Source organism: Arcobacter sp. ISO1, assembly GCF_058105185.1.
The window spans coordinates 3028617-3042414 of record NZ_CM176573.1 but is presented as its reverse complement, the minus strand read 5'-3'; the positions used below and the strand labels follow the sequence as shown (position 1 = coordinate 3042414).

12 protein-coding genes and 1 tRNA gene are annotated in these 13798 nt (G+C 28.7%); 9 read left to right on the top strand and 4 right to left on the bottom strand.

Annotated features, from left to right (window positions below; all coding sequences use genetic code 11):
- Nucleotides 1–5 precede the first annotated feature (5 nt).
- From atzF to AC2TY9_RS15040, 7 genes are read left to right on the top strand one after another with little or no spacing between them, the layout of a single operon-like run.
- Nucleotides 6–1382, top strand: coding sequence for an allophanate hydrolase (gene atzF, locus AC2TY9_RS15070; protein ID WP_489778368.1), 1377 nt, complete (start codon nt 6–8; stop codon nt 1380–1382).
- A 56-nt stretch (nt 1383–1438) separates the two neighbouring features.
- Nucleotides 1439–3052: an ABC transporter substrate-binding protein gene (locus AC2TY9_RS15065; RefSeq protein WP_489778366.1), complete on the top strand. Its 1614-nt coding sequence runs from the start codon at nt 1439–1441 to the stop codon at nt 3050–3052.
- A gap of 4 nt (nt 3053–3056) precedes the next feature.
- A complete protein-coding gene (locus AC2TY9_RS15060) occupies nt 3057–4079 on the top strand; it encodes an ABC transporter permease (RefSeq protein ID WP_489778365.1) in 1023 nt (340 codons plus the stop codon).
- 9 nt (nt 4080–4088) lie between these two features.
- A complete protein-coding gene (locus tag AC2TY9_RS15055) occupies nt 4089–4934 on the top strand; it encodes an ABC transporter permease (protein WP_489778364.1) in 846 nt (281 codons plus the stop codon).
- Between the two features lie 26 nt (nt 4935–4960).
- A complete protein-coding gene (locus tag AC2TY9_RS15050; protein ID WP_489778363.1) occupies nt 4961–6673 on the top strand; it encodes a dipeptide ABC transporter ATP-binding protein in 1713 nt (570 codons plus the stop codon).
- A 29-nt stretch (nt 6674–6702) separates the two neighbouring features.
- Nucleotides 6703–7383, top strand: coding sequence for a response regulator transcription factor (locus AC2TY9_RS15045; protein ID WP_489778362.1), 681 nt, complete (start codon nt 6703–6705; stop codon nt 7381–7383).
- Nucleotides 7380–9080: a CHASE domain-containing protein gene (locus AC2TY9_RS15040; RefSeq protein WP_489778361.1), complete on the top strand. Its 1701-nt coding sequence runs from the start codon at nt 7380–7382 to the stop codon at nt 9078–9080. The genes AC2TY9_RS15045 and AC2TY9_RS15040 overlap by 4 nt, the downstream gene beginning before the upstream one ends.
- A gap of 31 nt (nt 9081–9111) precedes the next feature.
- On the opposite strand, the gene dauA is transcribed toward AC2TY9_RS15040, so the two are convergent.
- Nucleotides 9112–10749, bottom strand: coding sequence for a C4-dicarboxylic acid transporter DauA (dauA, locus tag AC2TY9_RS15035; protein ID WP_489778360.1), 1638 nt, complete (start codon nt 10747–10749; stop codon nt 9112–9114).
- 340 nt (nt 10750–11089) lie between these two features.
- Here dauA and AC2TY9_RS15030 point away from each other — a divergent pair, with 340 nt between their 5' ends.
- Nucleotides 11090–11668 (top strand): TetR/AcrR family transcriptional regulator, encoded by a 579-nt coding sequence (locus AC2TY9_RS15030; RefSeq protein WP_489778359.1) that lies wholly within the window; start codon nt 11090–11092, stop codon nt 11666–11668.
- A 50-nt stretch (nt 11669–11718) separates the two neighbouring features.
- On the opposite strand, the gene AC2TY9_RS15025 is transcribed toward AC2TY9_RS15030, so the two are convergent.
- The 3 genes from AC2TY9_RS15025 to AC2TY9_RS15015 all read right to left on the bottom strand — a co-directional run bounded on the left by AC2TY9_RS15025 (nt 11719) and on the right by AC2TY9_RS15015 (nt 12775).
- A tRNA-Leu gene (locus AC2TY9_RS15025) sits at nt 11719–11804 on the bottom strand.
- Between the two features lie 137 nt (nt 11805–11941).
- Nucleotides 11942–12493 carry a manganese efflux pump MntP gene (locus AC2TY9_RS15020; RefSeq protein WP_489778358.1) on the bottom strand — a complete coding sequence of 184 codons (552 nt, stop codon included), beginning with the start codon at nt 12491–12493 and terminating at the stop codon, nt 11942–11944.
- Nucleotides 12494–12502: 9 nt separating this feature from the next.
- Nucleotides 12503–12775 carry a metal/formaldehyde-sensitive transcriptional repressor gene (locus AC2TY9_RS15015; RefSeq protein WP_489778357.1) on the bottom strand — a complete coding sequence of 91 codons (273 nt, stop codon included), beginning with the start codon at nt 12773–12775 and terminating at the stop codon, nt 12503–12505.
- A gap of 69 nt (nt 12776–12844) precedes the next feature.
- Between AC2TY9_RS15015 and dmeF the strand changes: the two genes are divergently transcribed.
- Entirely contained in the window at nt 12845–13798 is a 954-nt protein-coding gene (gene dmeF, locus AC2TY9_RS15010) for a CDF family Co(II)/Ni(II) efflux transporter DmeF (RefSeq protein ID WP_489778355.1), read from the top strand.

Genomic DNA, 13798 nt, shown 5'->3' with positions numbered 1-13798 from the left:
TGATAATGTTAGAAGAACAACTATTTGATATTGAAAGTATCCATTCCTCTTATAAAAATGGTACAAAAATTGAAGATATCGTAAAAGAAGTTTATAGAAGAATTGAAAAAGTTGATGATGAAGGAATCTTTATTTATCTTCAATCTTTAGAAGAGATTTTAGAAGAAGTATCATCTTTTGATAAAATGGATTTAAAGAAAAAACCACTTTGGGGAATTCCTTTTACAGTTAAAGATAATATTGATGTAAAAAATATCCCTACAACTGCTGCTTGTAAAGCTTATGAATATATTCCAAAAGAAGATGCCTTTGTTGTAAAACTTTTGAAAGAAGCTGGTGCAATTTGTATAGGTAAAACAAATCTAGACCAATTTGCTTCAGGATTAGTAGGTATTAGAACCCCATTTATTCCTCCTAAGAATGCTATTGACCCAAAAATTGTTCCTGGTGGTTCAAGTTGTGGTTCAGCTGTTGCAGTATCTCATCAAATAGTAAGTTTCTCTTTAGGAACTGATACAGCTGGTTCAGGAAGAGTGCCCGCAGCTTTAAACAATATTGTAGGATTTAAACCAACTTTAGGAACCTTATCTAAGCAAGGAGTTGTTCCAGCTTGTTTAACTCTTGATACCATTTCAATATTCGCATTAACACTTGATGATGCTAAAAAAATCTATGATATTAGTGCTATTTATAATGAAAATGATCCTTTTTCAGTAAGAAGAGAAAATGAAGTACTTAAAGATACAAAAGAATTTGTAGTTGGTATACCAGATAAGTTTTCAAAAATATTTTATGGAGATTCAATTGAAAAGGAATCTTATGAAAAGACTTTAAAAACTATACAAGATAAAGGTTTCAAAATCAAAGAAATTGATTTAGAAGCCTTTTTTATAGTTGGAGAGTTATTGTATGAAGGTTCATGGATAGCTGAAAGATATACAGTTGTAGGTGATATTATTGAAAAAAATCCCGAAGATATGCTAGAAATTATTAGAATGATAATTTCAAAAGCTAAAAAGTTTTCATCAAGCGATGTATACAAAGATATATATAAACTAAAAATATTAGAAAGAGAAATAGAAATTCTTATGGAAGAAATAGATTTACTGCTTCTTCCAACTCTACCAAAACCATATAGTTTAAAAGATTTAGAAAAAGAGCCTTTAGAAGCAAATTCAAAACTTGGATTATATACAAAGTTCGTAAATTTACTTAATTTTAGTGCCATAGCAATACCTGTCGAAAAAAGAACTGATGGATTTGCAAGTGGAGTTACAGCAATGTCAATTGCCCAAAAAGAAGAGACTTTAACATCTTTTTGTAAATATTTACAAGAGGGGATGGAGTTGTATTATGGAAATTCAACAGTAGTTCAAAAATAGTTATATTTGCTTGCAAATACCCAATAAAAAAATAAATTTTATATAAAGGAAAGAAAATGCAAAGAAGAGATTTTATGAGAGTTGCAGCAGCAGCGTCAGTTTTACCATTTTTAAGATATTTACCAGTTGAGGCAAATGCTGCTTCTAGAGATGGAATTTTAGTTGTAATCTCAGGTCATACAATTAATAGTTTAGACTTACATAGAAAAGGAACAAATAGACCAAGTTATGAAGTAACAGTTAATATCTATGATAGACTTGTAACGTTTGGAACAAAAACTTTAGCTGATGGAACAATTGCTTACGATTCTACAAAAATTGAACCACAAATTGCAAAATCATGGGAATTTTCAGAAGATAGAAAATCTATTACATTTAAAATTGACGAAAGAGCAAAATTCTGGGATGGTACACAAGTTACTGCACACGACGTAAAATGGTCTTTTGATAGAGCAGTAAGTCTTGGTGGTTTCCCAACTGTTCAAATGAAAGCTGGATCGATGACTGACCCAAAACAATTTATTGTTGTGGATGATATGACTTTTAAAATTGAAACACCTGTAGCTTCTAAATTAACACTTCCAGATTTAGCTGTACCAATTCCTTTTATTATAAATTCAAAAGTTGCTAAAAAACATGCAACTGCAAAAGATCCTTGGGCAACTGAATATCTACATAAAACGCCAGCAGGTTCTGGACCATATAAAATCGCTAGATGGGATGCAGGTCAACAATATGTTTACCAAAGAAATGAGGATTATGCTGTTGGAGCAAAACCAGCAATTCAAAGAGTTATTGTAAGAGAAGTTCCTTCAGCTTCAACAAGAAGAGCATTACTTGAAAGAAAAGATGCTGATCTTTATACTGATATTCCACCAAAAGATGTGAAAGAGTTCAAAGCTGAAGGGAAAATCAAAGTTCAAGGTGCGCCAGTTGATAACTGCTTGCATGTGTTAGGTTTAAATGTAAATTTCAAGCCATTTGATAATAAAAAAGTAAGACAAGCTATTGCATATGCAGTTCCATACGAACAAATTATTAAAGCAGCTGCATATGATAGAGCTGTTCCAATGTTTGGTGCAAAAAGTGCTAAACCATCTGATATCTCTTGGCCTCAAGCTTTCCCATATGATACAAATATCCAAAAAGCTAAAAAACTTATGGAAGAAGCAGGTTTCAAAGATGGTTTTGAAACAACTTTATCATATAACTTAGGTATGGCAGATTGGCAAGAACCAACTGCGCTACTTATTCAAGAAGCCTTAAAAAAGATTGGAATTACTGTTAAACTAGACAAAATTCCAGGTGCAAACTGGAGAACAGCAGCACTTGTTGAAAAAAGACTTCCAATGCACTTAGATAATTTTGGTGGGTGGTTAAATTATCCAGATTACTATTTCTTCTGGGCATATCAATATGGGCACTTATTTAATGGGTCTAACTACAAAAATGAAAAAGTTGAAGAATTAACAAATAAAACACTTCACATGGAAGTTACTGACCCTGATTATGAGCCAATGATTAAGCAAATGATTGAAATTGCATTTGAAGATGTTCCTAGAATTCCACTATATCAACCATATTTAGATGCAGCAATGCAAAAAAATGTTGATGGATATTCTTCATGGTTCCACAGACAACTTGATTGTAGCACAATAACAAAATCATAATATTATGAAAAATCGTTTCGCTCAAATAATAAACAGACTATTTCAGTCAATACCTTCAATAATAGGTATCATAATAATTTCATTTTTATTAACAAGAGCCTTGCCAGGTGACCCAGCAGTTTATTTTGCTGGGGCTATGGCGGATGAAGAATCAATTCAACAAACAAGAATAGCCCTTGGATTAGATAAAGGAATTATTGAACAGTTTTTTATCTATGTACAAAACCTATTTCAAGGTAATTTAGGGATGTCATTAAACACAGGACTTCCTGTTTTAGAAGAATTAAGTACAAGATTACCTGCATCTTTGGAGTTAACATTTATTGGTTTAACTTTTGCCGTATTTGTTGCTATTCCATTAGGGATTTTATCTGCAACAAAACCAGGTAGTTTAGTAGATCATTTAACAAGAGTATTAGTAACAATGGGAGTTTCACTTCCAACATTTTTTACAGGATTATTTTTAATTTATATATTTTATTTTATTTTAGGAATTGCCCCTTCACCTATTGGAAGGCTTGATATTTTATATTTATCACCTCCACATGTGACAGGATTTTATACGATAGATTCACTTCTTGCCAATGATATGGAAACATTTTGGGCAAGTGTTAGACAACTTATATTGCCATCTTTAACATTAGGTATATTTGCTCTTGCTCCAATAGCTAGAATGACAAGAGCTTCTATGCTAAATGCTTTGTCAAGTGATTATGTAAGAACTGCAAAAGCAAATGGTTTACCCCAAGGAAAAGTTTTAATAACTTATGCCTTAAGAAACTCTTTTCTTTCAATTCTTACAACACTTGGTATGGTCTTTTCATTTTTACTTGGTGCAAATGTATTAGTTGAGAAAGTCTTCTCATGGCCTGGAATTGGTTCTTTTGCCATTGAAGCTTTAGTTGCTTCTGATTATGCAGCTGTACAAGGATTTGTTTTAACTATGGCCTTACTATTTGTATTAGTGAATTTATTTATAGATATTGTATTAACTTTAATCGATCCTAGAGTTTCAATAGATAATTAAGGAAAAAAGATGAATCAGTTTTATAAACATTTTATTTATGTATTAAAAGAAAATCCAGTAACTGCACTATCTTTTTTTATGTTTTTTACACTTATATTTTTATCAATATTTGGTTCAGCTATTGCTCCATATGACCCTCTTTTAACAGATGCAAAAGCGATATTACAACCACCCTCATGGGCGCACCCATTTGGAACTGATAATTTAGGTCGTGATATTTTAAGCAGAGTAATCGTTGCTACAAAACTTGATTTATTTATTGCATTTTCTGCAGTATTTTTATCATTTTTTATTGGAAGTGCTTTAGGTGCAATCTCTGGATATTATGGCGGATGGCTAGATAAAATTATAGGAAGAGTATGTGATTCAATTATGGCTTTTCCTCTTTTTGTTTTAGCTATGGGTATTGTTGCAACTATGGGTAACTCAGTTGAAAATATTATATATGCAACAGCAATAATTAATCTTCCATTTTATGCAAGGGTAACTAGAGCAGAAGTCCTAATTAGAAGAGATGCTGGTTATGTATTAGCTGCAAAGTTAAATGGAAATTCAAATATGAGAATTTTATCATTACAAATATTTCCAAATTGTTTACCACCTATGATGATTCAAGTATCATTAAATATGGGATGGGCAATTTTAAATGCAGCAGGTTTATCATTTATAGGATTAGGAGTTAGACCTCCTGATGCAGAATGGGGAATTATGGTTGCTGAAGGTGCAACATATATTGTTTCAGGAGAATGGTGGCTTGCACTTTTCCCTGGATTAGCTTTAATGTTAGCAGTATTTTGTTTTAATCTTCTTGGTGATGGTTTAAGAGATTTGGTTGACCCCAAAAAGAGAACATAAAATTTAAAGAACATAAAGGATAACAGATGTATTCATTTTTAAATATTGATAATTTAAGTGTCGATTTTAAAACAAGAAATGGAATTGTCCATGGGGTAAAAAATGTCTCAATGGATATAAAAAAAGGTCAAATCCTTGGTGTGATTGGTGAAAGTGGTTCTGGTAAATCTGTTACTGCTTTTACAGTGTTAGGGCTTTTAGATTCTGCTGGGTTTGTTGCAAATGGAGATATTTCCTATGAAAATTTCTCTCTTACAAAAGCAAAAGAGAGTGAATTAAGGCTTTACAGAGGAAGAGAAATCTCAATGATTTTTCAAAACCCAAGAGCTGCACTAAATCCAATCAGATGTGTGGGAAAACAAATAGAAGATGTTTTGATTTGTCATAAGCAAGCATCACCTCAAGATGCAAAAGAAAAAGCAATAAAAATGCTTGAAAAGGTAAAAATAGTAAATCCTGAACAAAGGTATTATTCTTATCCTTTTGAGCTTTCAGGAGGTATGTGCCAAAGGGTTATGATTGCAATTGCAATTGCTTGTAATCCAAGACTTTTAATTGCCGATGAACCAACAACTGGACTTGATGTAACTACTCAAAAAGTTATTATGGATTTAATAAAAGAATTAGCTCTAAATGAAGATATGTCAGTAATGTTAATCACCCATGATTTAGGTATGGCAGCATTATATTGTGATAATATTTGTGTTATGCAAAAAGGTGAAATAGTTGAAAAAAATAGTGTTTATAATCTATTTCAAAATCCAAAACATCCATATACTAAAAAATTAATAGCAGCATCACCTGGACCTAAGTCAAAATTAGAAGATTTGACAGCAGTTCCTGATGAAATGGAAGGTTCAGATTTAGAAGCTGTAAATTTATCAGCTAAAAAAGAAGAAAAAAGCGATGAGGTGATTTTAGAAGTTGTTGATTTAGTTAAAAAGTTTTCAATTGGGAAAAAGTCATTTTTTAATTTTAAAAGAGAAAAGGAAGAGATGTTTACAGCTGTAAATGGAATATCTTTTAAACTAAAAAAAGGTGAAAGTTTAGGTTTGGTTGGAGAGTCTGGTTGTGGAAAATCTACAACATCAAGTATGATTACAAAACTACTTGAACCAACTTCTGGTGATATTATTTTAGAAAAAGAAAACATAACTTTGTATACAAGTACTCAATTTGCATCAATGAAACAAAGAAATAAAATACAAATGGTTTTTCAAGACCCAACAGAAAGTTTAAATCCAAGATTTACAGCTTTTGATTCTATTTGCGAGCCATTAAAAAGACTGTTAAATATGAAAAATAAAGAGAAAATCAAAAAAAGAGTTGAAGAGTTAAGCTTAATGGTAGGACTTCCTATCAATCTTTTGTCTAGATTTCCTCACCAATTATCAGGTGGTCAAAAAGCAAGAGTTGGAATTGCTAGAGCTATTTCTACAAATCCAAAGGTTTTGATTTTAGATGAACCAACATCTGCACTTGATGTATCTGTTCAAGCAGTTGTTTTACAACTTTTAGAAAAATTAAAAATAGAACTTCAAATGAGTTATATTTTTGTATCTCATGATTTAAACGTAGTTAAACTACTTTGTGAAAGAGTTATAGTTATGAACAGAGGTGAGATAGTTGAACAAGGTGATGTTTATGATATCTTAGAAAATCCAAAAGAGGAATATACAAAAAAACTAATCGAATCAATCCCTCATTTTGAGCCAGAAAAACTAAAAAATGTTGTTTAGTGATAAGTTAATTAGATATAATTTGCCCCATGAAAAATATTTTAAAATATCTTACTGTTTTATATGTTGAAGATGATGATGAAATTAGAGAAAATATTACAAGTTCAATCTCAAATATAGTTAAAAAAGTTTATTCTAGTTCTAATGCTAAAGATGCATTAGAACTTTATGATGAAATTAAACCTGATATTATTTTTACTGATATTGATATGCCTGGAATAAATGGCTTGGAGTTTGTAAAAGAGATTAGAGAAGAAGATAGTTCTACTCCTATTGTTGTTTTAACTGCCTTTAAAACAGAAAAATTTTTAATGGAAGCTGTTTCTTTACATCTTGAATCTTATATTATAAAACCAATTTCTTATCAAAATTTAAAAGAAGCATTACATAACTGCTCTCAAAAATTACTTGAACGTAATAGATTTGAAATAGTTTTTCCAAATGCTTCGAAATACAATCTTCATACAAATATTTTTACAAATGAAAATCATGAAATTGAAAAACTTCAAAACAAAGAAAGACTTCTTTTAGAAACACTTATTGAGTTTAAAAATGAATTGGTTTTTTATGATAGTATAGAAGAAAATGTTTGGGAAGGGGACAGTTTAAACAAAGGGACACTCAAAGTTCTAATTGGAAAACTTCGTCAAAAGATTGGTAAAAACTCAATAATAAATGAAAATGAACAAGGCTATAGGCTTCTACTTTGATAAGGAATAAATATAAACTCCATGTGTCTTCTATAATTATTATAGGTTTTTTACTCTCTTTAACTATTAGTTATTTTATAAATAATATTGAAGAAAAAGCTATAAAAAACAGATTTGAAAATGTTGTTGATAATAAGATGAAATCCTTTTATAGGGGGATTCTAGTAAACCTTGAGACTTTATATACTTTATCTGTTTTATTCAATGAAAATAGAATCCCTTCAAGAGAACTATTTGATAAAGAAGCTAAAAAGATAATCAAAAGACACAATGCCCTTCAAGCTTTAGAGTGGATTCCAAAAGTTAAAGATGAAGATAGAAAAGAGTTTGAAAAAGATTTCTTTTTTACAAAACAAAACTTAGATAAACAGATGGTAAAAATAGAATCAAAAAATGAATATTTTCCAGTTTTCTATGTAACTCCTTTAAAAAATAATGAAGCAGCTCTTGGATTTGATCTTTCAAGTAATCCAAGTAGAAATTTAACTATTCAAAAATCTCTTTCAAGTAAAGATCCTCAAATTACAAAAGCAATTGAATTAGTACAAAACAAAAATAAAAAGGGTTTTTTAGCCTTTTTACCAATATTTGAAGAAAACAGTGAAAATATAAAAGGGTTTGTTTTAGGTGTTTTTGTTATTGAAGATATTTTTATAAAAACGATTTTAGATGATAGTGTTTCTAAACAAATTACCTTTAATATTTTTGATACAGATAACAATGAAGTGATTTTTAGTCATAAAGCAGTAGATAAATTATATGTTCATTTAAATTATAGAATAAAATTTCCTAGTATTTGGGGAAGAGAATGGGAAGTTGAAGCAATACCAAATATTCAATATATAAATGAAAGAAAAAGTTTAGCCTTTGAATTAAGTTTAATAATTGGGATTTTGTTAACAATAATTGTTTCATATAAAATTAACAAATTTCAAAATCAAAAGTTTGAGTCTCAACAGCAACTAAAAAATAAAGATGATATTTTATATATACAATCAAGATATGCGACAATAGGTGAAACCTTGTCCAATATTGAACATCAATGGAGAACTCCACTTTCAAAATTATCTTCAAATATTATTTCTATACAAAGTGAAATTGAGTTTAAAGGAATGCCAAAAAAAGAATATCTATTTGTAAAACTTGAAAACATGCAAAAAACATTGGACTATATGAGTAATATTGTTGATGAGTTTAAAAATTTTCATATTCAAGATAAACACAAAACTTACTTTGCATTTGATGATACATTAAATGTCGCCTTAAAACTTTTAGAACATGACTTTATGAAATTAAATATCAAAGTTGTAAAACAAAAGCAGATAAATCAAACTATTTATGGATATCAAAATGAGTTTTCTCAGGTATTAGTTAATATTCTTTCAAACTCAAAAGATGCTTTTATTGAAAGAAAAATTCATAATCCACTTATTCAAATACAAGCATATGAAAAAGATGCTAAGGTAATTATTCGTTTTAGGGATAATGCTGGTGGTATTGAAGAAAAACATATAAAAAATATATTTGAACAATTTTATAGTACAAAAGAAAGTTCAGGAATAGGGTTACATTTGAGTAAAATGATTGTTACAAAACATATGGATGGAAAAATTGAAGTTAAAAACTCTAATTTTAGTGTTCATTCTGTAAACTATTATGGTGCAACTTTTATTATCGAACTTCCAAAAAAAGTTTAATAGTGTGAAGAAAGGGATTTAAACCCTCACACTAGTACTGGCATTTATCAAGATTTTTTAAGATATTTTCTAACTTGTCTTTTTTTATTAAAGAGTTTTCATCAAATTTTATATTCATTCTTTTAAACTTTTTAGAGATTCTTTCACTTACCCCAACAATAATTAACTTTTTATTATTCTGCTTGAAATTATCTATTATGGATTTAAATGCTACTAAGGCTGTCATATCCATTATTGAAACATTTTCTAAATTTATAATAACAGTTTCTATATCTTTTTTTGTATCTAGTAAAGTTTTTAAAGCTCTTTGTGCTGCACCAAAGAACATAGGACCATTTATATCGTAAATTGCTACATTATCTGGAATTTCAAAATGAGCTAATGAGTGTTTATTATTAATCAATTTTATTGAATATAAATCTATTGTTCTTTTTATAAATAAAATAGATGCTAATCCCATCCCTACACCAACTGCAATTTGCATATCAAGTAAAACTGTTAAAATAAAACAAGTTAATAGTACATATATATCATGTTTTGGAGCAACTTTTATGATATTTATAAAATGTTTAATCTCTGACATATTATAAGCAACTATAAGTAATAAAGCTGATAATGAAGCCATAGGTAAATATGATAAATATGGAGCCAAAATAATGATACACAAAAATATAAATATCGCATGTATAATTGAAGAGAGTTTAGAATTTGCTCCTGCTTTTACATTAGCAGCACTTCTTGCAATTGCTGCTGTTGCTGGTATCCCTCCAAAAAAAGGCACTAAAATATTTGCTAATCCTTGACCTATTAACTCTTTATTTGGGTCAGTTCTATATCCAGTCATACCATCAGTTATTACTGCACAAAGTAAAGATTCTAATCCCCCTAATATTGCAATAGCAACTGCATGGGGTAAAATCTTATAAAACATGGCCAATGATAAATCATCGACAGTATAAGCACTCCAAGGAGCTGAAAATTGCAGAGGGATAGAAGGAATACCATTACCAACTATTCCGTTTATGTCATATTGAAAAGTTGAATAAATAGTTGAAATCTGATTTTGAGGAAATGTTAAATTATATAATACAACACTAATAGTTACTATTGATAAAGCAATTAATGCAGCAGGAATTTTACTTTTTGTTTTACTCCATAAAATTAATATTCCTAAAGTTGATATACCTACAATTAGTTCTTGAATTTTAAATGTTGGCAAACTCGTTAACAATAGATATACTTTTTGATGAAAATGTCCAGAAAAGTTTTCAATAGTAAGCCCAAAAAAATCTTTAACTTGAAATGTTGCAATTACCACTGCAATTCCTGTTGTAAATCCTACTGTTACTGGATAAGGAATAAGTTCAATTAAAGTTCCTAGTTTAAAAAGACCCATTAATAAAAGAAAAAATCCAGACATCAATCCACAAATTAATAATCCTTTTAATCCAAAATCTTGAACAATTGGTATTAATATTACTACAAAAGCAGCAGTTGGTCCTGATATGCTAAATTTACTACTTCCAAATATTGCTGCTACAATTCCAGCAACAATTGCAGTATATAAACCGTTTTGAGGAGGAACCCCAATGGCTATTGCTAATGCCATTGACAAAGGTAATGCAATTATTCCAACTGTAAGGCCTGAAAAAATATTATTTTTAATCATTTACTTTTTCCCCTAATTTTAGATTTTTATGTATAAAATTAACTGTTCGGGTATCTATATATCTTAGTCTTTAATATTAGCTTCCACTTCAAGAACTATGCTGTTGTAATATTGAATTAGTTCATCAAGACAATAGGAATATGTAGTAGGTTCTTTTTCAAAGAATTTTGCTAAAAGTTCTCGCATTTCTAATTTTATATTTTGATAAACAATCTATGCATTTATTTTATAAGATTGAATTAAGTTCATTTTATAAAATTTAATATAAAAAAATGATTAATTCGTATTTATTTAATATTTTAAATATTTTTAAAATACAATATAATTACAAAGGAAGTTAATGAACAATAGTATTAATAAAGAAATCAATAAAATAAAAAAAGAACTTTATTTGAAAGAGTCAATAAAATATTTTGATGAAAAAGGTTTTAAAAATTCAAAGGTTTCTGAACTTGCAAAACTTTTAGAGATTTCAATTGGTACTATTTATAATATATTTAATTCAAAAGAAGAATTGTATTTAGAATATTTAATTTTTAAATTGAAAGTATTTATTGAGAATCTTAAACGTGCAGAAACAAATAAGCCATTAGAAAATCTAGAAATATATTTAAAGTATAAGTATGAAATATTTATTCAAATTGACAAGAACAATGAAAAAACATTAATAAATGATCCTTATTTTTTTCATAAATTGGATATTGTAAATCATCCAATTGTAAATGAAATATATAAGTTCTTAAGTAAACAATTTAAGTTAATATTACCAGAGTCAAAATATTCTCATAATCAAATTGCTATTTTATTTAAAAAATTCTCTGATGGTTTTATTGAAAGTTATATTATCGAAAAATATGATACAACAAATATTATAGACAATACAATCAATATATTTTTACATGGGCTAATAAAAAAATAGGAAACTAATTTATATAGAAATATACTGATTAACTTAGGATACTTATAAAATGGTGCGAAGAAAGGGATTTGAACCCTCACACCAGTACTGGCATTAGCCCCTCAAGCTAACGTGTCTACCGTTCCACCACCTTCGCACATAATAATTTCAATATACCTTTATACTATTGAAAATAAGGATGAAATTATACATCAAAAGAGCTAAAATATTTAATAAATATCTTTAATTTTTTAATTAATATAAAAATTTTGATATATACATTAGGTAAGAACTTTAAAGTAAAGTATGCTCAATCAAAATCTTTAAGCCTATAACAATAAGTATCACACCACCAATTTTTTCTGCCTTATCTTCTAGGTATGATCCACCTTTAGTTCCCATATATATACCAAAATAGCTAAATAAAAATGTTGTAATTCCTATGATTAGCATTGATATAAAAGGATTAATTTCCATAAGGTTTAGAGTAAATCCTGCTGCCATCGCATCAATACTTGTAGCAATAGCTAAAAGTAAAAGAATTTTATTTGATGTTGATATTATCTCTTCTTCTGTGTTTTCGCCAAAACTGTCATATATCATTTTCCCACCGATTAAACTTAATAAAATAAATGCAATCCAATGATCAATTGACTCAATAAAACTTCCCATACCTATACTTGCTAAATATCCAAATAAAGGCATTATTCCTTGGAATAGTCCAAAAAGAAAAGATGCTTTTAAAGCTAGTTTCTTATCAAATCTTTCTGATTTAACTCCCAAGCCAACTGAAACTGCAAAAGCATCCATTGAAAGTGCAAATGCTAATAGTAAAACCTCAATCATCAAATATTCCTATTTTAAATATGTTTTTAATAAGCTTGTTAGATTTTCAATTTCTTGTTCTCTTTTTTCTTCACTTACGTGGTTCCCTAAATGCTCTTTTATATGATCATTAAGTACTTCATTCATTAAAGATTGTATAGCCCCTCTAGAAGCAGAAATTTGTTGCAAAACTTTGAAACAGTCTTTTTCATCTTCTACTGCTTTTTCAAGACTACTAAGTTGCCCTTTTATTTTTTTTATTCTCAAAAGTAGTTTATTTTTATTTGCAACAATATGAGCCATATCAATCCTTTAATACATTTTTTAACTATACTGGGGTATAGTATCAAAATATTATTAAAAGAGAATAAAATGAATACCCTTAAAACATTAGAAATTAATTCACATTCACACAATTTTGATAAATCAAATCCAATTGCTAAAAAGAATGTATTTTATGCAACACTTTTAACATTTGTAACAATGTTAGTTGAGATATTTGGAGGATTATATTACAACTCTATGGCACTCTTAGCCGATGGATGGCATATGAGTTCCCATGTTCTTGCTTTAGGAATGGCATATATAGCCTATGTGATGGCAAATAGATATGCAAATGATTTTAGATTTAATTTTGGAACTTATAAAATAGAGGTATTGGGTGGATATACAAGTGCGATATTACTTTTAGCAGTTGCTTTTTTTATGGTTTATCATTCAGTAGAAAGGATATTTAATCCAGTAGAAATAAGATACAAAGAGGCAATTGCCATTGCAATATTAGGTTTAATTGTTAATTTAATATGTGCTTGGTTATTAAAAGATGACCATCATCACCATAATCATGAACATCATGAAGAACATCACCATCACGACCATCATCATAATCATAGTCATGATATGAATTTAAAGGCAGCATATCTACATGTATTAGCAGATGCATTAACCTCTATTTTAGCAATAATTGCATTAATAGGTGCAATGTTATGGGAAGTTACATGGCTTGACCCTCTTATGGGTATTGTTGGTTCTGTGTTAGTATTTATTTGGGCACTAGGACTTATAAAGGAATCGGGTAAAATTCTTTTAGATGCAGAGATGGATCATCCTATAGTTGAAGAAGTAATAGAATCAATAAATAATATAGATAAAAATATTCAAATAAATGATTTACATGTTTGGAGAGTTGGTAAAGAAAAGTATTCTTGTATTTTATCTATAACTGTTGAAGAACATGATCTTAATATAGATGAAATAAAAAAACATCTTGCAAAAAATCAAAAATTAGTTCATATAACTATAGAACAATCTATCAAAGGAGTGTAA

Bases quoted from the DNA above. Each gene is read 5' to 3' on its own strand.
- AC2TY9_RS15045 (WP_489778362.1), top strand. From the start codon at position 6,703: ATGAAAAATATTTTAAAATATCTTACTGTTTTATATGTTGAAGATGAT.
- AC2TY9_RS15020 (WP_489778358.1), bottom strand. From the start codon at position 12,493: ATGATTGAGGTTTTACTATTAGCATTTGCACTTTCAATGGATGCTTTT.
- AC2TY9_RS15050 (WP_489778363.1), top strand. From the start codon at position 4,961: ATGTATTCATTTTTAAATATTGATAATTTAAGTGTCGATTTTAAAACA.
- AC2TY9_RS15060 (WP_489778365.1), top strand. From the start codon at position 3,057: ATGAAAAATCGTTTCGCTCAAATAATAAACAGACTATTTCAGTCAATA.
- AC2TY9_RS15030 (WP_489778359.1), top strand. From the start codon at position 11,090: ATGAACAATAGTATTAATAAAGAAATCAATAAAATAAAAAAAGAACTT.
- AC2TY9_RS15055 (WP_489778364.1), top strand. From the start codon at position 4,089: ATGAATCAGTTTTATAAACATTTTATTTATGTATTAAAAGAAAATCCA.
- AC2TY9_RS15015 (WP_489778357.1), bottom strand. From the start codon at position 12,775: ATGGCTCATATTGTTGCAAATAAAAATAAACTACTTTTGAGAATAAAA.
- dmeF (WP_489778355.1), top strand. From the start codon at position 12,845: ATGAATACCCTTAAAACATTAGAAATTAATTCACATTCACACAATTTT.
- AC2TY9_RS15065 (WP_489778366.1), top strand. From the start codon at position 1,439: ATGCAAAGAAGAGATTTTATGAGAGTTGCAGCAGCAGCGTCAGTTTTA.
- atzF (WP_489778368.1), top strand. From the start codon at position 6: ATGTTAGAAGAACAACTATTTGATATTGAAAGTATCCATTCCTCTTAT.
- dauA (WP_489778360.1), bottom strand. From the start codon at position 10,749: ATGATTAAAAATAATATTTTTTCAGGCCTTACAGTTGGAATAATTGCA.